Source organism: Lysinibacillus sp. PWR01 (assembly GCF_043359455.1).
GTDB lineage: Bacteria > Bacillota > Bacilli > Bacillales_A > Planococcaceae > Lysinibacillus > Lysinibacillus fusiformis_F.
The window spans coordinates 18,531-40,579 of record NZ_JBHERJ010000079.1 but is presented as its reverse complement, the minus strand read 5'-3'; the positions used below and the strand labels follow the sequence as shown (position 1 = coordinate 40,579).

Annotated in this window: 24 protein-coding genes and 2 other annotated features (1 of these 26 only partly in view); of the genes, 20 read left to right on the top strand and 4 right to left on the bottom strand. The window is 38.8% G+C overall.

The window, feature by feature from the left end; genetic code table 11:
• The first annotated feature begins 71 nt into the window (after window positions 1–71).
• From ACEVFT_RS17280 to ACEVFT_RS17235, 10 genes are all read left to right on the top strand, one after another.
• Window positions 72–626 carry a peptidoglycan DD-metalloendopeptidase family protein gene (locus ACEVFT_RS17280; RefSeq protein WP_205444665.1) on the top strand — a complete coding sequence of 185 codons (555 nt, stop codon included), beginning with the start codon at window positions 72–74 and terminating at the stop codon, window positions 624–626.
• Complete coding sequence (locus ACEVFT_RS17275) at window positions 616–1,227, top strand: zinc metalloprotease (protein ID WP_393950841.1); 612 nt, start codon at window positions 616–618, stop codon at window positions 1,225–1,227. The genes ACEVFT_RS17280 and ACEVFT_RS17275 overlap by 11 nt, the downstream gene beginning before the upstream one ends.
• A gap of 45 nt (window positions 1,228–1,272) precedes the next feature.
• Window positions 1,273–1,350: a sequence feature (ribosomal protein L21 leader region), on the top strand.
• A 14-nt stretch (window positions 1,351–1,364) separates the two neighbouring features.
• Window positions 1,365–1,673 (top strand): 50S ribosomal protein L21, encoded by a 309-nt coding sequence (gene rplU / locus ACEVFT_RS17270; protein ID WP_205444661.1) that lies wholly within the window; start codon window positions 1,365–1,367, stop codon window positions 1,671–1,673.
• Between the two features lie 16 nt (window positions 1,674–1,689).
• A complete protein-coding gene (locus ACEVFT_RS17265) occupies window positions 1,690–2,046 on the top strand; it encodes a ribosomal-processing cysteine protease Prp (protein ID WP_205444660.1) in 357 nt (118 codons plus the stop codon).
• A complete protein-coding gene (rpmA, locus tag ACEVFT_RS17260; protein WP_205444658.1) occupies window positions 2,043–2,342 on the top strand; it encodes a 50S ribosomal protein L27 in 300 nt (99 codons plus the stop codon). The genes ACEVFT_RS17265 and rpmA overlap by 4 nt, the downstream gene beginning before the upstream one ends.
• Window positions 2,343–2,521: 179 nt before the next feature.
• The gene (locus ACEVFT_RS17255) at window positions 2,522–3,049 is read left to right on the top strand and encodes a Spo0B domain-containing protein (RefSeq protein ID WP_205444656.1); all 528 of its coding nucleotides are present in this window, start codon (window positions 2,522–2,524) and stop codon (window positions 3,047–3,049) included.
• Window positions 3,050–3,054: 5 nt separating this feature from the next.
• Window positions 3,055–4,344 carry a GTPase ObgE gene (gene obgE, locus ACEVFT_RS17250; RefSeq protein WP_393950840.1) on the top strand — a complete coding sequence of 430 codons (1,290 nt, stop codon included), beginning with the start codon at window positions 3,055–3,057 and terminating at the stop codon, window positions 4,342–4,344.
• A 24-nt stretch (window positions 4,345–4,368) separates the two neighbouring features.
• Entirely contained in the window at window positions 4,369–4,824 is a 456-nt protein-coding gene (locus ACEVFT_RS17245; RefSeq protein WP_004226679.1) for an ACT domain-containing protein, read from the top strand.
• 167 nt (window positions 4,825–4,991) lie between these two features.
• On the top strand, window positions 4,992–5,870 hold the full coding sequence (gene pheA / locus ACEVFT_RS17240; protein ID WP_205444653.1) for a prephenate dehydratase: 879 nt from the start codon (window positions 4,992–4,994) through the stop codon (window positions 5,868–5,870).
• Window positions 5,871–5,891: 21 nt separating this feature from the next.
• A complete protein-coding gene (locus ACEVFT_RS17235; protein ID WP_205444651.1) occupies window positions 5,892–6,284 on the top strand; it encodes a thiol-disulfide oxidoreductase DCC family protein in 393 nt (130 codons plus the stop codon).
• 161 nt (window positions 6,285–6,445) lie between these two features.
• Here the strand turns inward: ACEVFT_RS17235 and ACEVFT_RS17230 are convergent, their stop codons facing one another.
• Window positions 6,446–6,979 (bottom strand): transcription repressor NadR, encoded by a 534-nt coding sequence (locus ACEVFT_RS17230; protein ID WP_205444650.1) that lies wholly within the window; start codon window positions 6,977–6,979, stop codon window positions 6,446–6,448.
• Between the two features lie 141 nt (window positions 6,980–7,120).
• Between ACEVFT_RS17230 and ACEVFT_RS17225 the strand changes: the two genes are divergently transcribed.
• The 7 genes from ACEVFT_RS17225 (at window position 7,121) to yajC (ending at window position 13,574) form a co-directional block, all read left to right on the top strand.
• Window positions 7,121–8,164 (top strand): LysM peptidoglycan-binding domain-containing protein, encoded by a 1,044-nt coding sequence (locus ACEVFT_RS17225; RefSeq protein ID WP_393950839.1) that lies wholly within the window; start codon window positions 7,121–7,123, stop codon window positions 8,162–8,164.
• On the top strand, window positions 8,154–9,032 hold the full coding sequence (locus ACEVFT_RS17220; protein ID WP_342534797.1) for a phosphotransferase: 879 nt from the start codon (window positions 8,154–8,156) through the stop codon (window positions 9,030–9,032). Before ACEVFT_RS17225 ends, ACEVFT_RS17220 begins: the two co-directional genes overlap by 11 nt.
• 112 nt (window positions 9,033–9,144) lie before the next feature.
• Window positions 9,145–9,765 (top strand): Holliday junction branch migration protein RuvA, encoded by a 621-nt coding sequence (gene ruvA, locus ACEVFT_RS17215; RefSeq protein ID WP_205444646.1) that lies wholly within the window; start codon window positions 9,145–9,147, stop codon window positions 9,763–9,765.
• Window positions 9,766–9,783: 18 nt separating this feature from the next.
• Window positions 9,784–10,788 carry a Holliday junction branch migration DNA helicase RuvB gene (ruvB, locus tag ACEVFT_RS17210; protein ID WP_205444644.1) on the top strand — a complete coding sequence of 335 codons (1,005 nt, stop codon included), beginning with the start codon at window positions 9,784–9,786 and terminating at the stop codon, window positions 10,786–10,788.
• Between the two features lie 17 nt (window positions 10,789–10,805).
• Complete coding sequence (gene queA / locus ACEVFT_RS17205; RefSeq protein ID WP_342441089.1) at window positions 10,806–11,846, top strand: tRNA preQ1(34) S-adenosylmethionine ribosyltransferase-isomerase QueA; 1,041 nt, start codon at window positions 10,806–10,808, stop codon at window positions 11,844–11,846.
• A gap of 57 nt (window positions 11,847–11,903) precedes the next feature.
• Window positions 11,904–13,049: a tRNA guanosine(34) transglycosylase Tgt gene (gene tgt / locus ACEVFT_RS17200; protein ID WP_036075815.1), complete on the top strand. Its 1,146-nt coding sequence runs from the start codon at window positions 11,904–11,906 to the stop codon at window positions 13,047–13,049.
• A gap of 258 nt (window positions 13,050–13,307) precedes the next feature.
• On the top strand, window positions 13,308–13,574 hold the full coding sequence (gene yajC, locus ACEVFT_RS17195) for a preprotein translocase subunit YajC (RefSeq protein ID WP_205444640.1): 267 nt from the start codon (window positions 13,308–13,310) through the stop codon (window positions 13,572–13,574).
• A gap of 83 nt (window positions 13,575–13,657) precedes the next feature.
• Here yajC and ACEVFT_RS17190 read toward each other — a convergent pair whose 3' ends face one another.
• On the bottom strand, window positions 13,658–14,509 hold the full coding sequence (locus tag ACEVFT_RS17190) for a polysaccharide deacetylase family protein (RefSeq protein ID WP_393950838.1): 852 nt from the start codon (window positions 14,507–14,509) through the stop codon (window positions 13,658–13,660).
• Between the two features lie 140 nt (window positions 14,510–14,649).
• On the opposite strand from ACEVFT_RS17190, the gene ACEVFT_RS17185 reads away from it, so the two are divergent.
• Window positions 14,650–15,285, top strand: a complete 636-nt coding sequence (locus tag ACEVFT_RS17185) for a DUF421 domain-containing protein (protein ID WP_205444636.1) — start codon at window positions 14,650–14,652, stop codon at window positions 15,283–15,285.
• Here the strand turns inward: ACEVFT_RS17185 and ACEVFT_RS17180 are convergent.
• Complete coding sequence (locus ACEVFT_RS17180) at window positions 15,282–16,799, bottom strand: putative polysaccharide biosynthesis protein (protein WP_205444635.1); 1,518 nt, start codon at window positions 16,797–16,799, stop codon at window positions 15,282–15,284. The two genes, ACEVFT_RS17185 and ACEVFT_RS17180, sit on opposite strands and share 4 nt — an antisense overlap.
• A 93-nt stretch (window positions 16,800–16,892) precedes the next feature.
• Here ACEVFT_RS17180 and ACEVFT_RS17175 point away from each other — a divergent pair, with 93 nt between their 5' ends.
• Together ACEVFT_RS17175 and secDF are read left to right on the top strand one after the other, a co-directional pair.
• Entirely contained in the window at window positions 16,893–17,201 is a 309-nt protein-coding gene (locus ACEVFT_RS17175; protein WP_205444633.1) for a post-transcriptional regulator, read from the top strand.
• A gap of 346 nt (window positions 17,202–17,547) precedes the next feature.
• Entirely contained in the window at window positions 17,548–19,815 is a 2,268-nt protein-coding gene (gene secDF / locus ACEVFT_RS17170; protein WP_393950837.1) for a protein translocase subunit SecDF, read from the top strand.
• Window positions 19,816–19,921: 106 nt separating this feature from the next.
• Here the strand turns inward: secDF and ACEVFT_RS17165 are convergent, their stop codons facing one another.
• A complete protein-coding gene (locus ACEVFT_RS17165) occupies window positions 19,922–21,610 on the bottom strand; it encodes a methyl-accepting chemotaxis protein (RefSeq protein ID WP_393950836.1) in 1,689 nt (562 codons plus the stop codon).
• A 320-nt stretch (window positions 21,611–21,930) separates the two neighbouring features.
• Window positions 21,931–22,049 (top strand) — a binding site (T-box leader); it runs 122 nt beyond the window's last position.

Sequence of the window (22,049 nt, the reverse complement as noted above, 5' to 3'; positions counted from 1 at the left end):
GTACGAGAAGGTTTTTTCTTGTGCATGTTTGGACATGCAATCTCATATAGTGAGGAAAAAAGGATGAGGGCTTGTTTAAAAAATGGAAATGGTTCGTCACGATACTTCTTGTGGCGGCGATTATGCTTGTAATTCGTTTAGAGGATCAAGGCGTCGTAGATACACCTGTTCGAAAACTTGTGACAACCTCTGCTGATTTAACGTATTTAAGTGAGCTCGGACAAAGTTGGTTTGAAAAAGAAAAAGAGACCATCATGGTTTCTAGTGATGTAGGGCAAGCAGATCTTTTAACATTTGCGAATGCCCAAGTATTCAAAGAAGGCTATCTATTGCAGTATGATGTAGGCTTACCCATCTATGCGGGGCAGAATGGATTAGTCGTTTTTACTGGCCATACAAAGTACACAGGCAAGACCATGACGATCAGCTATGAGGATGGTACAACGGTATCCTATGGTATGTTAGATAGTTTAGCTCAACTACCCTATACATCTATTCAAGCAAATGATTTAATTGGCATGAAAGAAGCGGGTCAACTTTATGTGTCCATTGAAAAGGGAGATGCTCATTATGATTTAGAGCAAATTGTACAATGGCTTGAAACGACGGAGACCAATGAGAATTAAATTACATCTTCTGTGTATCCCTCTTGTATTTGTCATGATTTTTAGTGGCCAATTAGCATATTACGCTATTATTTTATTTTCATTGCTATGGCATGAGGCTGGTCACTTAGTTGCTGCAGTATTGTGTGGAGTGAAGGTGAAATCCTGCGTTATTACACCATATGGGGGAGAAATTCAATTTGAAAATCCAGCGGTTGTGCAAGCTTCGTCACTCCTATGGATTGCATTAGGAGGACCAATCGCTACCATTATTGGGATTGGCCTCGCTTTTTTTATGCCTGATTTACTCGCTATGAAACTTATAAATGTACAATTCGTGTTATTGGCTATAAATCTTGTACCCATCATACCGTTAGATGGTGGAAGGATTTTGTTAGCCTGGCTATTTTTAAAATACCCAAAAGCCCAAGTGGTTGAGCTATACTATTGGTTATCCTTCATCATTGCTACAACACTATTACTAGTCACTTTCAAGTTCTTGCCACAATCTATTTTTTTAGCCATCATAAATTTATTCATTTGGTTGCAAGTATTGAAAGAATGGCGTTATCGAAAATATCGAGTTGCTTTTGAAAAATATGTTATGAATAGATTGACTTGAAAAAAATCATGTGGTAATATTTTAATGTTATTGTTTGTAGCACCCGTGCTACTACAACCGCTCTGTAAAGGTTTAAGTATCTGATAAGATCACCTTAAAACACAGGCGAGTCTGAGTCTAAGAGGAGGTGCAGTAAAATGTACGCAATTATTGAAACTGGTGGTAAACAAGTCAAAGTAGAAGCTGGTCAAGAAATCTATGTTGAGAAATTAGGCGTAGAAGCTGACGAGGTTGTAACTTTTGATAAAGTTTTATTCGTAGGTGGCGAAAACGTTAAAGTTGGCGCTCCATTCGTAGAAGGCGCTACTGTAACAGCTAAAGTTGTTAAAGAAGGCCGTGCGAAAAAAATCGTTGTTTTCAAAATGAAAGCTAAAAAGAACTACCGTCGTAAACAAGGTCACCGTCAACCTTACACAAAATTAGTTGTTGAAGCAATCAACGCTTAATTGTGAGGTGTAGCGAATGATACAAGTTACGATTCATCACGATGAAAATAGACATGTGTCAGCATTCGAATTTTCAGGACATGCTGGTTACGATGAATCTGGTAAAGATTTAGTATGTGCAGGAGCATCAACTATTGCCATTGGTACAGTAAATGCTATTTACGCATTATTACAAATTCAACCCGAAATCGAACAAGCTGCTGAAGGTGGAGGCTATCTCAAGGTAAATCTACCATCAGATTTAGAACCTGAAGTAGATGCAAAACTACAGTTAATTGTTCAAGTAATGACTGCCCAAGTGTATTCTATGGTGCAAAATTACGGACAATACATCCAAATCAACTACAACCAAGTAGGAGGTGGAACTCGATGAAATTATTATTAGCATTAGATCTTCAACTTTTCGCATCGAAAAAAGGGGTAGGTTCTACTAAAAACGGACGTGACTCTGAGTCTAAACGACTTGGTGCTAAACGTGCTGATGGCCAATTCGTAACTGGTGGTTCAATTCTTTACCGTCAACGCGGTACAAAAATTTACCCAGGTACAAACGTAGGTCGTGGTGGTGACGATACACTATTTGCTAAAGTTGACGGCGTTGTTAAATTCGAACGTTTAGGTCGCGATCGCAAACAAGTATCTGTATACCCAGAAACACAAGAAGCTTAATCTTTTATAAGATAACATAAAGCGGAGGACTGCATTTATTGCAGTCCTTTTTTTGGCTAAATTTCAACAAAGCCAATTTCCGACGCAATGATGCCAAGGTATAATTGATTAAAGAATTAAGGGAAAAATACAGCAAAACTTGTTATACTAGTAAGGATAACTTTATTGGAGTGAATGGGATGAACAATCAATCACTAACCATTAGTGAAGTATTACGTTTTGCAAATCATGATTATGTGAATCAACTGCAACTGATTCGCATGAATTTAGATTTAGGTAGAATCGATGAATCGAAGAAACTTATTCAACATTATTCAGAACAATTACGAGTGTTTTCTATCCTCAATCGACTACAATTACCCCAAACAATTGAGTGGCTACAAACAGCAGGATGGCGTTATCCATCATTAGCGTGGAAGCTAAATGGTGAGATAAAAAAGCCTGTGACCAATGAGATTGATCAGGAAGTTGTAGATTATTTAAACAAAACAGTTATGCATGTTTATGATACATTAGATCCATTTACAGAGCAGATCCTAACGCTTGATGTACGTGTTGACGATCATACATTTGCCGTGACATTCACGCTAAATGGGTTATGGAGTGCTGATGCATTCACCGAAAAAGGTTTGAAACAATTCGACATTCAAACAATTGAGCAGACAACTACACGCTGGCAATATGTCTTGAGTGCAAATAGGGAGTGAATTAAATGTTTGTCGATCACGTAAAGATTTATGTTAAAGGTGGCGACGGCGGAGATGGCATGGTTGCCTTTCGTCGAGAAAAATTTGTACCAAATGGTGGTCCAGCTGGTGGAGATGGTGGACATGGCGGTAATGTCGTATTTGAAGTAGAGGAAGGCTTACGAACGTTAATGGATTTCCGCTATAAACGCCATTTCAAAGCACCGCGTGGCGAGCATGGTATGAGTAAAGGCATGCACGGTAAAAATGCGGAAGATTTAATTGTTAAAGTTCCACCAGGTACAGTGGTTATGAATGAAGAAACAAATGCCGTTATTGCTGACTTAGTCGAGCATGGGCAAAGAGCTGTTATTGCGAAAGCAGGCCGAGGTGGACGTGGTAATTCTCGCTTTGCTACACCTGCCAACCCAGCGCCAGAACTTTCTGAAAAAGGTGAGCCAGGACAAGATTTAAATGTTATATTAGAGTTAAAAGTTTTAGCAGATGTAGGGTTAGTTGGTTTCCCAAGTGTTGGTAAATCAACGCTTTTATCAGTGGTTTCTGCTGCTAAGCCAAAAATTGGTGCATATCATTTTACAACAATTGTACCGAACTTAGGCATGATTGAAACGGATGATCATCGAAGCTTTGCGATGGCAGATTTACCTGGGCTTATTGAGGGAGCACATGAAGGGGTTGGATTAGGCCACCAATTTTTACGACATATTGAACGTACACGCGTTATTGTCCATGTTATTGATATGTCAGGAATGGAAGGCCGCGATCCATATGAAGATTATTTAACAATCAATGAAGAGCTAAAACAATATAATCTTCGTTTAACAGAACGTCCACAAATTATCGTAGCCAATAAAATGGATATGCCAGATGCAGAAGAGAACTTAACAGCATTCCGTCAGAAGGTAGGAGAAGACGTTCAAATCTTCCCAATTTCTGCTGTTTCACGTCAAGGGTTAAAAGAGCTACTGTTTGCCATTGCAGATCTACTAGAAGTAACGCCTGAATTCCCGCTATATGATGAAGAAGAGGAACAATCAGATGCAACGGTTATGTACAAGCATGAGGCAAAAGGTGAAGATTTCGAAATCACTCGTAACGATGACGGTACATTTATTATTAGTGGTTATGCCATTGAGCGTTTATTTAAAATGACAGACTTCAGCCGTGAAGATGGTATTCGTCGTTTTGCTCGTCAATTGCGTGCAATGGGTGTGGATGAGGCTCTGCGTGAGCGTGGAGCACAGGATGGCGATACAGTACGCCTACAAGAGTTTGAATTTGAATTTGTCGATTAAGACATGAGTTTTAGGGGGAAGCGTATGAAGAATGTTGCGAATCAGCGATATTATTTAGTTCGTGAGGATGTTTTAACGGATGCAATGCAAAAAACTTTGGAGGCGAAACACTTACTATCAAGTGGTTCAGTATCTTCCATTTGGGATGCGGTAAAGCAGGTGGATTTATCGCGAAGTGCGTTTTACAAATATCGTGATGCGGTTTTTCCTTTTCATTCAATTGTGCAGGAACGCATTTTAACAGTCTTTTTACAGCTTCAAGACAGAAAAGGAACACTTGCCAAGCTTTTAGAAACTGTGACAATTACACATTGTAATGTATTGACGATTCATCAAACAATCCCTATTCAGGGGCGTGCGAATGTTACATTGTCTTTAGATGTAACAAGCATGACCTGTGATCTTGATGATCTTATCCAGCAATTAAAGCGCTTAGATTTTGTGGAATCAGCGGAAGTGATTAGTTCTGGAGCATTATAATCACAGTGTAGTGTTCAATCCTTTAATTTTTGACAAAATGACAAGCATCGTGTTGAATAAGCCCAATAGGGTAAAAATGCGATAAAGAAGCTCAAGTAAGGAGCTGTCCCAAAAGTGATTGATCATGAGGGACTGCTCCTTATTGTGCCATAAAGGAGGTATTTGCAATGACAAAGCAACAATGGGAAAATCGAATTGCCTACTTAGGACCAGAAGCATCATTTACATACTTAGCAACAAAGGCTATCTTTCCAAATGAGTGGCTTGTACCGTGTGCAACGATTCCAGAATGTATAGAGGCTGTCGCAGAGGGAAAGGTAGATTTAGCTGTCGTACCACTCGAAAATGCGTTAGAGGGTTCTGTGCCATTAACATTAGATTACTTATTCCATGAGGCAACACTTTATGTGACGGGTGAATTATTGCTGAAAATCCAGCAACATTTAATGGTCAATAAAGCGCAAAAAAATCATTGGCAGGCAATCGAAGGCGTTTATTCCCATCCACATGCACTAGCTCAATGTCATAAATATTTATTTTATCGTTTCAGTCATGCGCCATTACATCAAACAACTTCTACAGCAGCTGCAGCGAAATATGTATCAGAAAATCCACAAGAGTGTATAGCGGCAGTCGGCAATGCAGCAGCAGCAGAAAAGTATGGTCTTGAAATAGTCGAGCAGAATATCCATGATTTTCATTTCAATCATACACGTTTCTTTGTACTGTCTAAGCAAAATAAACGATTGCCACAAGAGCTATCAGAGGGGCAAGCAAAAACAACATTTATGATTACCTTACCGACAGATCGTTCAGGGGCTTTACATCAGGTGCTTTCTGTTTTTGCATGGCGTCAGCTGAATTTAAGTAAAATCGAATCTCGGCCACTAAAGACAGGACTAGGTGATTATTTCTTCATGATTGATGTATTAGCAGATGAAAAGGAACCGATGATGCGTGGGGCAATGGAAGAACTAGCTGCTCTAGGCTGTAAGGTAAAGTCACTGGGTACCTACTTTACTTATGTAACATCAGACGAAGCATAGTAGCTGGAAGGAGGAGTGATGATGGGTGGGATTATTTTATTTGATGGTGTCTGTAATTTTTGTGATAGCACTGTTCAATTTATCATCAAACATGATCAAGCTGGCTATTTTCAATTTGCCTCGCTTCAAAGTGAGATTGGTCAAGCACTTCTCGCTCAGTACAATATACCAAAGAATATAGATAGTGTGATTCTCATTGAACAAGGGAAAGTATCTGTGGAATCTACGGCAGCATTAAATATATGCAGGAAATTCGATGGACTTTGGCCTTGCTTCTATGCCTTTATCCTTGTGCCACCATTTTTACGCAATGCATTATATCGCTTATTTGCAAAGCATCGCTATCGTTTATTTGGGCAAAAAAGTGAATGCTTATTGCCTACACCTGCTCAACGGCAAAGATTTCTTTCTTGAAAAGGGGAGGGCGCGATACTCGCGGAATAAAGTGAAATACCCGCGATTAAGAATATGATACTCGCGGAATGAAGTGAAATACCCGCGCTCAACAACATAATACCCGCAATAAGAACAGAAAGCACCGTATGAAAGCATTTTTCAGACGGTGCTTTTGCTATTCATTGATCTGTCACTAAGTAGCCCTTTTTTTGTAAAGCTTGCTCGATTAAGGCTAAAACTTCAACAGAGGGTGCTGTGATGACATGTAGATGGATGCCACCAGTGAGAGCGGATAAATAATTGGCCTGTGTTGCATTCACACGTTCGATAAATTGTTTCACCTCATGGCGGTTCGAAACCATAATCGAAGCTGTAAGTTCACCATAAATCGGATGTTCGACAATGACATTTTTGACGGTTCCGCCACAATCGACAATCGTCATTAATTCATCCTCTGTTTGCTCTGATGTGTGCAGGCAAGGGAATGTGCGTTCAACGGTTTGCTGTAATTGTTCCTGATGCATATAAAGATAGCCTTGGCTTGTTGCAATAATGGGCTCATTTCTTGCCTTTAATAAAGTCATATCATTGACGATTACTTGTCTAGAAACATTGGCGAACTTAGCTAGGTCTGTCCCAGTTATAGGTGCTTTATTTTTTTTTAATTGCGCTAATAGTTGCAGTCGGCGTTCTTCGCCTAACATTTTTTTCATAAGAGATCACCCCTGCTCGTAATAAAGGAATCCGTATTCCTTATGAATTAGTGTACCATGAAGCATTTCTAACTTGCTGAAATTTTTGTATCCAAATGAAACATTGAACATATGATACGTAGAGAGGAAGGGAGGAAAAAATTGCGTATTCATATTGTTCAAAAGGGAGACACATTGTGGAAGATTGCGAAAGAGTACGGCATTTCGTTTGAAGATTTGAAGCGGCTCAATGTCCATCTTGCCAACCCAGATTATATTGTTCCAGGCATGGAAATTATACTGCCTGAAAAAATAAACAAAGAGCCGCATAGAGATTCGCATAAAGAAATGCCGAAAAAGGAAACACAAGTGCATAAGGAGACACCGAAGGAAAGTCCTAAAAAAGAGGTACAGCGACCGATGCCGCCACCACCGCCGGTTGTATCGCCGCCACCAGCTCCTATGCCAATGCCAATGCCAGAACCACAAATGATTCCGATACCAATACCGATGCCAATGCAGATGCCACAACAACCGATGTGGGTACCGCAGCCTGTGGAAATGAATTGGCACCAACAATTGGTGATGCCACAAATGGAGCAAACTGTTACAATACCACCTGTGCAAATACAGCCACCGCCAGCACCTACACCGCAACCACCACCTGTAGCTAAACCGAAGCCAATGCCAATGCCACAACCAGCACCACATCCACCAATGCATATCATGCCACAAATGCCTGCCGTGCCACATTGTTCAAGTTGCCATCAGCCAATCTATCATCAAATGTGGTGGCCGATGCCAATGCAGCCGCAGGTGGAGCATTATACGATGCCACAGCAGCCAATGTCCTGTGACATGCCTGATCATAAAGTGGGTGGGATGGAAGACTTTTTAGAGTCCACGTCACCATTCTTCCATACACAAAATCACCAAATGCAGCCACAAATGGATATGATGCCTGATATGAATATGGGGCAGCCCTGTGGTTGTGGTACACAACCAATGATGATGCCTGATATGAACATGGGTCATTCCTGTGGCTGTAATACACAACCAATGATGATGCCTAATTGGCAAATGGACCCTTGTCATTGTCCGCCACCCCCATGTCCGACACATTGTCCACCACCGTGTCCATCAGCAGCAGGACCATGGATGTCACCGCACTATTTCCCAGGCGGGATGACGCCTTATCGATGGTGAAAAAGCGTATATTGTAGAAGAGGTAAAGCCAAATATTTGGAAATATAAGTATCAATCGAATAATTATTTTGTCAAACGTGCAAAGCAAGTAGAAATTGCGGAGAAGGTAAGAACCATTCATCGCCAGTTAGGACGTATGGATCCTTCTTTGATCTTACCATTAGTTCAGAGCGATGATGAGCAGTTAATTGTTCAAATGTGGCAAGAAGGAAGCCATGGTGCTAACTTTGCGCATAAAAAAGATCGTAAGGAATCTCTTAGATTATTAATAGCTTTACATGACACACATAAAAAAATTGCTTGGCAGCGCGTGCCAGGCTTGCATACCTACTCACAGCTTTTAAAATGGCAAATGCGTCATATGCGTTTTAAAAGTAGAAGAAATGAGCTTCGAACATTTTTAACGAAAGAAGAAATCGATCAAATACTGCATTATAGTGATAAATCATTACAATTGATTGCATTAGAAGATGCACCTGAAAAAGAGATTACGCTATTACACGGGGATGTAGTCCATCATAATTTCTTATGGTGCTCTGATGGACAATTGCGATTAATTGATTTTGATTTAGCGCACCTTGGTGAAGCGGATGATGAGTATATTTTATGGTTACATCGTGTGTTGCCTGCTGTAGATTATGATCTTGGAAAGATTTTTGCAGAGTTACCTGAGCTGAAACGTCTGGATAAAAGAAAGCTTCATCGTTTGAAATATCCGAATGAGTTATTACGAGAATGGCTTTTTGCTATAGATTTACCACTAGAGCAACAGCTAGTATTTTTAGATTATTTAGTGCCATTTACAAAACGAGCCCTCACCTATTGGCCAAAACTGTGGTACGATATTGATAGATTTGTCAAGAAATGACCGTCATTTGGCGGTCATTTTTGTCTGGGAACGGCGTTTTTGACGCTACTTTTTGTCGAGCATTCGTTCGCTATATGCTATAATCGAAGACGATGATTGTGAGGGATTATAGATGTATGATTATTTAAAAGGACAAATTACTCGTATTACACCTGAATTTATTGTGCTAGAACAACAAGGGATTGGCTGGCAACTCAATACGCCCAATCCGTTTGCTTTTCGAACATCTGCCCTTGAACAACAGATATATGTTCATTTGCATGTACGAGAAGATGCACACGTTTTATATGGTTTCCCTAATCTAGATCAGCGTGAGCTATTCCGTAAGCTTATTTTAGTGTCGGGAATAGGGCCAAAGGGAGCACTAGCTATTTTAGCTACGGGCAATCCACAACAGGTTATTAGTGCAATCGAACGGGAGGACGAAACATTTTTAGTGAAGTTCCCTGGAGTCGGAAAAAAAACAGCACGTCAAATGATCCTCGACTTGAAGGGTAAGCTAGGCTCATTATTAGATACATTGGAGTTACCTAGTGCAGAAGATGAGTTACCATTGTTTGGTGTGAATCCTTATAAACATGAACTAGAAGAAGCCTTACTTGCTTTAATGGCACTTGGTTATTCTGAAAAAGAGCTTGAAAAAATTAAACCACAGCTAGAGGATAACGACAAACTGGAAACGACAGATGCCTTTATGAAACAAGCATTGCAACTACTGCTAAAATTAAAATAAGGAAAGGAGGGAAGGTGCATGTCTGAACGTATGATGGCAAGTGAAGCAGGTAGCTATGATGAGCAGTTTGAATTATCTTTACGCCCTCAAAAATTAGCGCAGTATATTGGGCAACATAAAGTAAAGGAAAACTTACAAATATTCATTGAAGCGGCAAAGCTTCGCCAAGAAAGTTTAGATCATGTGTTGTTATATGGACCTCCGGGACTTGGTAAAACAACATTAGCTGCTGTTATTGCGAATGAGATGAATGTCAATGTACGCATGACAAGTGGACCCGCCATTGAGCGTCCTGGAGATTTGGCAGCTATTTTAAGTTCACTAGAGCCTGGGGACGTTTTATTTATAGATGAAATCCATCGACTCCCCCGTGCTATTGAAGAAGTTTTATATCCAGCAATGGAAGACTTCTGTTTAGATATTGTGGTGGGGAAGGGTCCTGAAGCACGTTCTGTACGACTTGAATTACCTCCCTTTACCCTTGTAGGTGCAACAACAAGAGCTGGTGCATTATCAGCTCCTTTAAGGGATCGTTTTGGAGTGTTACTACGCTTAGAATATTACGATGATCAATCACTTGCTGAAATTGTTGTGCGAAGTGCTCATTTGTTTGAGGTCGAAATTGAGCAAATAGCAGCAACGGAAATGGCGAGACGCTCACGTGGAACACCTCGAATTGCCAATCGTTTATTGAAACGAGTGCGAGATTATGCACAAGTGCTTGGAGATGGTATGATAACGGAGGGTCTTGCACAGCAAGCGTTAGAGCTGTTACAAGTAGATCCTAGAGGGCTTGATCATATTGACCATAAACTTGTAACCAACATGATTGAGCGGTTCCAAGGAGGTCCAGTAGGCTTAGATACACTTGCTGCATCGATTGGTGAAGAACGAGTTACAATAGAAGATGTATACGAGCCTTATTTGATGCAAATTGGCCTTATTCAACGTACACCAAGAGGAAGAGTGGCCACACATTTAGCCTACGAACATTTTGGATATGAGTATCCCCAACAAACATAAAGAAGGAAGTTATTTTCATGCGTGTAGAAGATTTTGATTTTGAATTACCAGAGGAGCTTATTGCCCAAACGCCATTAGTCGATCGTACAGCGAGTCGATTAATGGTCGTGACACCAGGCTCAAATAAAGTGGAGCACCACCATTTTGCTCATGTTTTAGAGGAGCTACATGCTGGAGACTGTCTTGTACTAAATGATACAAGAGTTTTACCTGCTCGCTTAATGGGTGTGAAGGAGGAAACCGGAGCACATATAGAAGTATTACTATTAAAGCAATTGGCTGGTACAGATCAGTGGGAAACACTTGTAAAACCAGCAAAGCGTGTAAAAGTAGGAACAGTCATCACATTTGGTGACGGTTTATTAACAGCTACTTGTACAGGTGAGCTTGAACATGGCGGACGTACATTTGAATTTCATTATGATGGCATCTTTTATGAAATATTAGAGCAACTTGGTGAAATGCCGTTACCTCCATATATTCGTGAAAAACTAGAGGACAAAGATCGTTATCAAACCGTTTATGCCAAAGAGCGTGGCTCGGCTGCAGCACCTACAGCAGGACTGCATTTTACAGAGGAGCTATTAGCACAAGTGAAGGCTAAAGGGGTAGAGGTTGTCTTTATTACGCTACATGTAGGTCTGGGCACTTTCCGTCCCGTTAGTGTAGATTCGATTGAGAACCATGAAATGCATGCGGAATTCTATAGTGTTACCGAACAAGCAGCAGATACGATTAATCGAGTAAAGCGTAACGGCGGCAAGGTTATAGCTGTTGGGACAACCTCTACTCGTACATTGGAGACAATTGGTTCGAAATATGAGGGAGAAGTGCGAGCAGAACAAGGTTGGACGTCTATTTTCATTTATCCAGGCTACAACTTTACGGTGGTAGATGGGTTAATCACAAACTTCCATTTACCAAAATCAACACTGGTCATGCTTGTCAGTACGCTAGCCACACGAGAGACCATTTTAAGTGCTTATCAGCAAGCTGTAGAGGAAAAATATCGCTTCTTTAGTTTTGGCGATGCTATGTTTATACGTCCCAAAAAATAATAGTGGATAAAATCGGAGTACTGTTTTTACTTCAGATAAGAGAGGATTATTTATTTTATGACACAACCAGCAATTCGATATGAACTACTTCATACATGTAAACAAACAGGAGCACGCCTTGGCATCGTGCATACACCGCATGGCTCCTTTGAAACACCAGCATTTATGCCTGTTGGCACACAAGCAACGGTTAAGACCATGTCACCAGAGGAATTAAAAGAGATGAATGCCGGCATCATCCTGTCCAATACGTATCATTTATGGCTTCGTCCAGGTAATGATATTGTTAAAGAAGCAGGCGGGCTTCATAAATTTATGAACTGGGATCGTCCAATTTTAACGGATTCAGGTGGTTTCCAAGTATTTTCACTTAGTCAATTCCGAAAAATTGAGGAGGAAGGCGTTCATTTCCGTAATCACCTCAATGGCGATAAACTATTTTTGAGCCCAGAAAAGGCGATGGAAATTCAAAATGATTTAGGCTCTGATATTATGATGGCCTTTGATGAATGTCCACCATATCCTGCAACACATGACTATATGCTGCAATCAGTGGATCGTACAACTCGTTGGGCAAAACGTTGTAAGGAAGCACATCAGCGTCCAGAGGAGCAAGGTTTATTTGGGATTATTCAAGGCGGAGAGTACGAAGATTTACGCCGCCGCTCAGCTGAAGCGTTAGTGGAACTAGATTTCCCTGGCTATGCGATTGGCGGATTATCTGTTGGTGAACCGAAAGATGTGATGAACCGCGTTTTAGAATTTACTACGCCAATGATGCCTGAAAATAAACCACGTTATTTAATGGGTGTTGGCTCACCAGATTCTTTAATTGATGGGGCCATTCGTGGGATTGATATGTTTGACTGTGTATTGCCAACACGTATTGCACGTAATGGAACATTGATGACATCTGAAGGACGTCTAGTGGTGAAAAATGCAAAATATGCACGTGACTTTGGTCCAATTGATCCTAACTGTGATTGCTATACATGTAAAAATTATTCTCGTGCCTATGTTCGTCACCTTATTCGCACGGAAGAAACGTTCGGTATTCGTTTAACATCTTATCATAATCTACACTTCCTATTGAAATTGATGGAGCAAGTACGTGAGGCAATTCGTCAAGACCGCCTTGGTGACTTCCGTGAAGAGTTCTTTGAAAAATACGGCTTTAATGGGCCAGACGCAAAAAACTTTTAAGCTAGACGGATATGATCATTCCATGTGCTAAATCGAATGAAAAAAGGACATTAGGCATCCCCTAATGTCCATAATCAATAGCAATAGTTTTGCAAATCATTCAAAACTTTGTAAAAAGTGAATATTTCTAGCAAAATATTGTCAATCATAGAAAAAATATTAGTAAATGAGAAAATTTTTAGGCTTGTCCATCGCTTTTTAATGGTGGAATAGTCTATACTAAAAAAGTGAGATTTGGAAAGGGGGCAAGATGCTATTATGGATCAATTACTAGGATTAGCACCAATATTATTAATGTTCGTTGCAATGTGGTTTATCTTAATCCGTCCTGCTAAAAAAAGACAGCAGGAAACACAAAATATGCAAACTAGTTTGCAACGTGGAGATAAAGTCATTACAATCGGTGGTTTACACGGTGTTATTGATGCAATTGAAGACTCAGCAGTGACATTAAAAATCGCTGACAATGTACGAGTAAAATTTGACCGTCAAGCAATTGGACGAATTGTCAATGACAATCAGTAACAAAGAAGAAAAGGCTTACAATAGGCAATAGCTATATTGTAAGTCTTTTTTATATAACTGATGGTTAGTGCCGTCTATGCTGCTTATATGTTTTTTGCAGGTGTAGCTTTTAATTTATGAATGAAGGCTTCACCAGTATCATTGCCATTAATAGTGATTCTGCTTAACGTAAATATGGCATCGCCCTTTTTCACATGTTTATTTTGTATAACAAAGGCCATCTTAAACCCAGCTTCTTTGGCTATTTTTATCGTGGGGAGTGAATAAATCCCATAAGGATAGCTTATAGCAATTGGCTCATAACCTAATTTTTCTTTAATTATTTTTCTTGAGCGAATAAAATCATTTCTAACTCTTTCTTCATAGGCATCCTGACTTTCTAGCTGCCCATTCACAAAACTAGGGCCGAATACTGCGCCATTTAGTTTACCGTTTTCTGAAGGTAATTTATAATGTAAATCCCAAGTATGACTCTGGATTGTAATATAATCCTTCATTTCCTTCAATTGATCCCAACTCATCTTTGCTGATTCATTTGGATAGTGATTGTTTTCGCTATTCTCTAGGATTCGGCTTGCAATCACGAAAATTTCCGCATGCATATCATATTTTTTTAATATCGGATAAGCTTTTTCATAATTGCTAAAATAGCCATCATCAAAGGTAATTAATACAGGCTTTTGAGGTAACGGTGTTTGGCCGTTTAAGTAATCATATAATTGCTGGGCAGAAATGGCATGATATCCTTCCATTTTAAGTAATTTCATTTGATTTTCGAAGTTTTCGGGTGAAATAACTGTATTATTGTTTATATTTTCCTCTAAATGATGGTACATAAGAATAGGTATTTCCTGTTCGTGGTATCCATAAATAGAATAAGGCTTAATAAGAAAAAGAATATAAACAAAAACGAAAACAATTATTTTCCTTGTCATGTTCTCACCTTGTTTGCATGTTTATAGTGGTAAGCATCTAGCTCTTTGTTAGTGTGTACGAACAAGTAGGAACTATTCCTTGAATACTGTATAAAAAACAATAAGTAAGGTCACCTTGATAGTATGGGGGGTGTGTTTCTATGGAAGAATATTACCATATTATTTTTAGAACTTGTTTTTTATATGTGTTTATCATCATCGTTTTCCGTTTAATGGGCAAACGAGAAGTAGGTGAATTATCAGTCATCGATTTGGTCGTATTTGTATTAATTGCGGAAGTGGCAGCCTTCGCGCTAGACGATTATAAAAATCCTCTCTTTAATGCGATACTACCTATCATTATTTTGCTCTTTATTCAAATATTAAGTGCCTTTTTGTCATTAAAGTTCAAAAAAATACGTGACTTAGTGGATGGTGACCCTGCTTTATTAGTAAAAAACGGTGTTATTTTAGAGAGTGAGATGAGAAAACACCGCTATAATTTAGATGATTTATGTCAGCAATTACGAGAAAACGGAATCGCATCTGTGACAGATGTAGCCTTTGCGTATTTAGAGCCTTCAGGCAATCTTTCTGTCTATAAAAAAGATGAAAAAGCTTTTGTGTACCCATTGATTATCGACGGTGATATCCAAGAAAGACATTTATTTACCATGCATAAAGATGTGGAATGGCTAATGGGTGAGCTAGCAAAAAATAATATTACTGACAGTGAAACGGTATTTTTTTGTATTTGGGAAGACAATAAGTTGCATATCCAATTAAAGGAATCCTAAACTTTCTTCGCCAATTTTTTGATGTAGCGGAAATCCGTAATACGCAACTGATTGGTAAATAATAGAAAAGTAAATAGTAAAAATAATGTGACACCACTATTTAAAATAAATGGTAGTGACAGTATTGGGATGAGGAAATACTGTACGACGCAAACGGCGATAAAGCAACTATAAGGTACGACAAACATTCTAAAGCCTGCACGCAGGTTTTTTCGTTGTCTCACTGTTGCAATATGCAAGAAGGACGTCAGTAAAACACCAAAGCCAATGGCTACAACAGCACCTTTTTCCTGGATACCTGGTTGAGAGGCAAGTACAAACATTACAAATAGTTTACCTAGCCCACCATAGATGGAGTTCATCATGGCTGCTCTTGCCTCACCAATCGCCTGTAAGATGGAATGTAGAGGGCTTTGAATATAATAAAAATAAAAAATAGGTGCTAAAATTTTAACGTACCCACGATTTTCTTCTAAATGGAAAAGCTTCATGGCTAATTCATCTCCGTGCACAAAGAAATACGTAGCAGCAAAGCAACCTACTAAAGAAGATAATCTTAGGGACACCGAAATTCGTTCCTGTAGTAGCGGGATGTGCTGACGAGCGACGGCATCACTCACAGCTGGAATGAGCACAATCGATAAGGCTGTTGATACAAACGCAGGAAATAACAGTAATGGCACCAAAACACCTGAAATGACACCATATAAAATAGTAGCAGCAGATGCAGTTAAACCAGCAACAGTCAAAGCTTTTAAAAAGATAATCGGCTCTAAAAACCAAGTGAAAGAACCAAAAAGCTTACTACCTGCAGAGGGAAGGGCAATACGCAACATTGGTGATGCTGGATACCCTTCAATTTTAGTTTTTCGTGTCAGTAATTTCTTTTTCGAGACGATATAGTGCAGCCATAAATACAGGAATGCTACAACTTCAGCAAGAAGCGTAATGCCCATTGCCGCAGCAGCTGTAACAGCAGCATTATTGTAATTAGCTACATAAGGTAGCATTAAAGTAATGAAGCTAATACGTACAATTTGTTCAATCATTTGTGCCCATGCAGTCGGTGTAATTTTAGCGACACCTTGTAAATAAGCACGTAATAAGCCAGATCCAACTGATACTGGTACAGCAAAGAGTGCAATCCATAGTGTAAATGTTGTCTGTTCATTATGTAATAGCGTTGTAGAAATATATGGTATTGTTAGTGCAATGAGTGGCATAAAAATGATCATGCCAATGAATGACCAAAGAATGGCTGTACGCATGACACCAAAGATGTTCTCACGTTTATTTTTTGCTAGTAATTCAGCCACTATTTTAGCCACAGCGATAGGTAGTCCTAGTTGAATGAGTGAGATGAAGAAAATAAATGCTGGATAGACGGTCATATAAATGCCGACAGCTTCTTCACCAGCAATCCGCATAAATTGCATTCTATAAAAGAAGCCAAAAAGTTTAGATAAAAAAATCACAAACATTAAAAATAATGTACCTCGTACAAAAGAACTCATGCCATCCGTCCCTTCTCAAGCCGCAAAAATTCATTTACACTATTTGTATGCAAGCATGTCTTACGTTACGACTTTGATTGGAGATGATTCAAAATGAGTATGCAGTATGAGCAACTATTTGAAAAGATTCGTCCGGCAATTGATAGTAAGATAGCAGAGTTCCAGCATTATCAATACAATGCTATTACGGCAGAAGAACTTTGGCGCTACTGTATTGAAAAAAAATGGCGTAAAAAGAAAGTTGAACAGCTACGTTTACATGAAGTCATTTCTACCATTTTTTCGGTATCGCCATCTGATATCGTCTCATTTAATCAAGTAGAGTTTTTACAAAGTAATAATTGGTTTGGAGAAGTCAATACAGAAGAGTTACAATTACTGCTTGGTCCAGTCAGAACGTAATCAATGCTGTGTCAAATTTTACAATAATTCAAAGAATCCTATATGTGTTGAATTGACACCAAGCGCAACCTGTTTCATAATAAGTGTGTTGCGCTTTTTTTATTTTGAATAAGTTCTTACTTACATAAGTCTCCTATGCTTTGATTGACATTTGGAAGACTAGTACCTAATAATACAAAGATAAACTTGCGCGTTATGAACGATTGAAATAAGTAAAGCAACCTTTTTGAAGCACAGGTAACACGATTCTAGATGCAAAGGAGGATTAAACGTTTCAAAAGGTATTGCTAGTTACTTGTTTGGCGTGTAAGGACAGCCCTTACACCAATTCGAGGAGGATTTATTGATGAAACTAAAAAGTCGTATAGTTGCATTCTTATTAATTCTAGTGCTTTTTGCAGCAGGAATTAGTACGACTGTAAACGGCGTCTTAAAGGACATCAAGCTTGGTCTTGACTTACAGGGCGGGTTTGAAGTGCTTTACGAGGTAAAAGAATTAAAAGAAGGACAAAAAATTACACCAGAAATTGTCACTGCGACATCCACTGCACTTGGTGAACGTGTAAATACGATGGGGGTTAGTGAACCGAGTATTCAGGTTGAGGACAAAAATCGTATTCGCGTGCAATTAGCTGGTGTTGAGGATCAGGAATCGGCACGTAAGTTATTGTCCACTTCTGCGAATTTAACATTCCGTGATGTTGATGATAATTTATTATTGGATGGAGACGATTTGAAAGCAAACGGTGCTAAAGGCTCTTTTGACCAACAAAATCGTCCGATTGTATCCTTAACTTTAAAAGATGCGAAAAAATTTGCTGATATAACAAGTAAAATTGCGGCGAAACCTGCAGGCCAAAATTTACTGGTTGTATGGTTAGACTTTGAAGAGGGTGTTGATTCCTATAAAGCGGAATCACAAAAAGCAAAGCCTCGCTATGCATCTGCAGCAACAGTTAGTCAAACATTAAATACAACAGATGTTATGATTAGCGGTAATTTCTCTGTTGAAGAAACTAAAAATTTAGCTGATATTTTAAATGCTGGGGCATTACCTGTAAAGCTGGATGAAATTTATTCAACTTCTGTTGGTGCTCAATTCGGTGACGCAGCATTGAAAAGCACTATTTTTGCTGGGATAGTCGGCGTAGTCATCATATTCATATTTATGCTATTCTACTATCGTTTACCAGGCTTTATTTCCATCATTACACTGGCTGTGTTCACATTCCTAGTATTGGTGGTCTTTGACTGGATTAATGCGGTATTAACGCTTCCAGGTATTGCGGCCATTGTGCTTGGTATTGGGATGGCTGTAGATGCCAATATTTTAGCGGCAGAACGTATTCGTGAAGAGCTTCGAGTAGGCTATTCTGCTAAACAAGCTTTCCAAATTGGTTCTAAACAATCTTTATCAGCTATTATCGATGCACAGTTGACAACTTTATTAGCTGCAGCAGTATTGTTTCAATGGGGAACAAGCTCTGTTAAAGGATTTGCTACAACATTAATTATTAGTATTTTATTGAGCTTCTTAACAGCAGTTTGGGGTTCACGTGTCCTATTAGGGCTACTTGTTAACAGTGGCTATTTCAATAATCCAGCATGGTATGGTATTGCAAAATCAAAACAACATAGTCTGGATGAAAATATTGGTGCATTAGATTTATCAACGAAATTTGATCGATTTGATTTTGTTCACAACCGTAAGAAATTCTATACATTCTCATTAGCCATTTTAGTGGCTGGTTTAGTAGTCATTGGTATTTTCCGCCTAAACCTAGGAATTGATTTCTCAAGCGGTACTCGTGTCCAAATTGAATCTGACCAAACATTAACGAAAGAAGAAGTATCCAAATATCTAGATAGCATTGACTTTTCATCAGAAGACATCATACTCTCTGGTGAGAAAAGTAATACAGCAGTCATTCGCTATAAAGAGGACCTTACACAAGCAGAAATTTTAGAATTTAAAAAAGTAGCTGGCGAAAAATATGGTCATGAACCAGCTGTAAGTACCGTATCGCCTACAGTTGGTAAGGAACTTGTAAAAAATGCGATTAAGGCTTTATCTCTTGCAGCAATAGGGATCATCATTTATGTGGCAATTCGCTTTGAATGGCGCATGGGTATTGGTGCAATTGTTTCATTATTGCATGATGTATTCTTAATCGTGGCTGTCTTTAGCTTCATGCGTTTAGAAGTAGATATTACGTTTATTGCGGCTGTGTTAACAATTGTTGGTTATTCCATCAATGATACGATCGTTACCTTTGACCGTATGCGTGAAAACTTAGATCGTTATGATACAATTAACGATCGTGAAGTATTGGCGAATATCGTGAATAAATCGCTACGCCAAACAATGGGACGTTCGGTTAATACAGTATTAACTGTTATTATCGTTGTAATAGCCCTATTAATTTTTGGTGCACCGTCTATTCAAAACTTCTCTATCGCGTTATTGATTGGTTTAATTACAGGTATGTATTCTTCAATCTGTATCGCAGCTCAAATCTGGTATTCATTAAAAATTCGTGAGATGAAAAAATCAGATGGACAGCTACGCAAAAAAGAGAAAAAACAATGGGGTACAGACGAACCTACTGTATAATATAGTGAGCAGAGAATGGAAAACGAATGGTTTTCTATTCCCTGCTTTTTTGTATGCAAAAAATCTGCTAACTTTTATAAAAAGCAGCAGATTTTTCGTATAGTATTTATAATTTAAATTGCTGAATGAAGCCTTGTAGCTGTTGCGCATTTTCACTTAATTCTTCTGCAACAGCATTTACTTGCTGCATTGTTGCAACTTGCTCGTCAACAGATTCTGCAATCATTTGAGAATTAGTTGCTGATTGATTAGAGACATTGGCAATTTCCGTGACAGAGGCTGCAACCTGCTCAGCACTGGCAGAGATTTCTTCAGATGTAGCAGAAATTTCTTCAATTTGCTCTGTGAATGCTGCAACCGCAGAGGTGATGGAATAGAAAGCATCTCCAGCCTCATGAATTTTGGCTACGCCATCCTGTACAGAAGCTAAACCATTGTCGACAGAAGCAGCAACATTTCGTGTATCTGTTAGGATTTCTTTCGTAATAGCAACGATTTGATTGGCAGATTGATTCGATTCCTCAGCAAGTTTACGTACCTCATCTGCTACTACTGCAAAGCCTTTCCCATGTTCTCCAGCTCTCGCTGCTTCAATGGCAGCATTCAGTGCCAGTAAATTTGTTTGTTCTGAGATAGCTGTAATCACTGTTGTAATTTGTCCGATTTCTTCTGATTGCTTACTTAGTTTTTGCGTTAAGGTTGCAATGTCAGAAGTTGCTCGTGCAATCATATCCATCTGTTCTTTTGCTGTTGTAATGGTTGCTCCGCCTGTGAGGGCAAGCTGAGTTAGATTTTCTGCATTGTGGTGAAGACTTTGGGTCGCCTCCGCAATACGTTGAACTCCTGATGCTGTTTCATCCATTGCCACAGCACTTTGCTGAGAGGCACTAGCAGAAGAAGTGACATGTGTTACGTTTTCTTGAAGTCTTTGAGCAATATCATCAGAGGTTGTGGTTACTTCTTCTGTACTAGCAGAAAGCTCTTCTGAGACAGCTGATAAATGGGATGCGCTATCTTGTATGTTAGTCATTAGGCCAGCTAGATTTTGTTTTAATGTATTGACTGCATTTGCAAGTGTGCCGATTTCATCTTTTGATTGATGGTCAAGCTCAGTGATCGTTAAATCACCTTGTGCTAATGTATCTGCTGCTCCAATGGCTTTCCGTAGTGGCAGGACAATGGAGTTTTTGACAAAATACATAAAATATAAACCGATTATGATACTAGCAATTAGAAGGCTCATAGCAATGACAATAGCACGTGAAACGGTATGATTAATAGATTGATCCACCTTTTGAAGCTGTTCATCGTGATAAGCTAATAAATCGGTTGTTAACTTGAATATGTCCTTATTGTATTGTGTAACATCATGGTTAACAATAGAGAGCGCTAAATCTGTATCGCCACTATTAAACGCTTGCAAAGCTTTCTGTGAATTTGATAGTAACTCTTTTTGCAATTCTGTGATTTGCTGCATAATATTTTTTGTATAATCTGATCGAACAATAGTAGAAAGTTCATTCACTGTTTCAGGTAACAACTTTTCATAGCGCTCTAAATTGGCCTTAGCTGTTTCATCCTGATTATTTAAAATATAGGAGCGTAAAAATAAGCCTTGAGACGCAAGTTGTTGTTGTATTTTATCCGTTAATTGGATTTGCACCATACGATGCTTCAATACTTCTTCTAAATCATTCTGTGTTGTTTTAAATTGAATAAATGATACGATGCTTGAGATAAGAAGTAAACAGGTTAAGGAAATGAATCCTAGATTTAATTTTTTGCGAACGGACATAAACTTCCTACTTTCTTTTATTATATGGAAAAAATTGATGCTCTGAAATTACTATAACTTGATATATTTACATGGTCAATACTCAAGGGATTTTCAATAGTAGGAAATCTTCTTCTCTAATAAATTTTTATAGAAGGATAATATACCTACTTTTGATTGTTCTGATAAAATAGGTATTTAAATTTTTTTCGTCAGAATTGATTGACAATAGTATTGGATTGGCATAGAATTAAGGCTAACTTTTTGTTCGGTCAAGGTAGAAGGTCTCGGGAGCGAGGTCAGCCAAAGAACAGATGAGCTGAGTTTAGATGAGAATAGCTGAGAAATTGTTGAATAAGAGTAGTAGCATAAGTGTGTAATAAAGAGAGTCAGTGGATGGTGTAAACTGATTTACAGCTTATGTGAATGGACTTATGAGAGTCGCTTATAAAAAGCGAAC

Bases quoted from the DNA above. Each gene is read 5' to 3' on its own strand.
- ACEVFT_RS17275 (WP_393950841.1), top strand. From the start codon at position 616: ATGAGAATTAAATTACATCTTCTGTGTATCCCTCTTGTATTTGTCATG.
- rplU (WP_205444661.1), top strand. From the start codon at position 1,365: ATGTACGCAATTATTGAAACTGGTGGTAAACAAGTCAAAGTAGAAGCT.
- ACEVFT_RS17265 (WP_205444660.1), top strand. From the start codon at position 1,690: ATGATACAAGTTACGATTCATCACGATGAAAATAGACATGTGTCAGCA.
- rpmA (WP_205444658.1), top strand. From the start codon at position 2,043: ATGAAATTATTATTAGCATTAGATCTTCAACTTTTCGCATCGAAAAAA.
- ACEVFT_RS17255 (WP_205444656.1), top strand. From the start codon at position 2,522: ATGAACAATCAATCACTAACCATTAGTGAAGTATTACGTTTTGCAAAT.
- obgE (WP_393950840.1), top strand. From the start codon at position 3,055: ATGTTTGTCGATCACGTAAAGATTTATGTTAAAGGTGGCGACGGCGGA.
- ACEVFT_RS17245 (WP_004226679.1), top strand. From the start codon at position 4,369: ATGAAGAATGTTGCGAATCAGCGATATTATTTAGTTCGTGAGGATGTT.
- pheA (WP_205444653.1), top strand. From the start codon at position 4,992: ATGACAAAGCAACAATGGGAAAATCGAATTGCCTACTTAGGACCAGAA.
- ACEVFT_RS17235 (WP_205444651.1), top strand. From the start codon at position 5,892: ATGGGTGGGATTATTTTATTTGATGGTGTCTGTAATTTTTGTGATAGC.
- ACEVFT_RS17230 (WP_205444650.1), bottom strand. From the start codon at position 6,979: ATGAAAAAAATGTTAGGCGAAGAACGCCGACTGCAACTATTAGCGCAA.
- ruvA (WP_205444646.1), top strand. From the start codon at position 9,145: ATGTATGATTATTTAAAAGGACAAATTACTCGTATTACACCTGAATTT.
- ruvB (WP_205444644.1), top strand. From the start codon at position 9,784: ATGTCTGAACGTATGATGGCAAGTGAAGCAGGTAGCTATGATGAGCAG.
- queA (WP_342441089.1), top strand. From the start codon at position 10,806: ATGCGTGTAGAAGATTTTGATTTTGAATTACCAGAGGAGCTTATTGCC.
- tgt (WP_036075815.1), top strand. From the start codon at position 11,904: ATGACACAACCAGCAATTCGATATGAACTACTTCATACATGTAAACAA.
- yajC (WP_205444640.1), top strand. From the start codon at position 13,308: ATGGATCAATTACTAGGATTAGCACCAATATTATTAATGTTCGTTGCA.
- ACEVFT_RS17190 (WP_393950838.1), bottom strand. From the start codon at position 14,509: ATGACAAGGAAAATAATTGTTTTCGTTTTTGTTTATATTCTTTTTCTT.
- ACEVFT_RS17185 (WP_205444636.1), top strand. From the start codon at position 14,650: ATGGAAGAATATTACCATATTATTTTTAGAACTTGTTTTTTATATGTG.
- ACEVFT_RS17180 (WP_205444635.1), bottom strand. From the start codon at position 16,799: ATGAGTTCTTTTGTACGAGGTACATTATTTTTAATGTTTGTGATTTTT.
- ACEVFT_RS17175 (WP_205444633.1), top strand. From the start codon at position 16,893: ATGAGTATGCAGTATGAGCAACTATTTGAAAAGATTCGTCCGGCAATT.
- secDF (WP_393950837.1), top strand. From the start codon at position 17,548: ATGAAACTAAAAAGTCGTATAGTTGCATTCTTATTAATTCTAGTGCTT.
- ACEVFT_RS17165 (WP_393950836.1), bottom strand. From the start codon at position 21,610: ATGTCCGTTCGCAAAAAATTAAATCTAGGATTCATTTCCTTAACCTGT.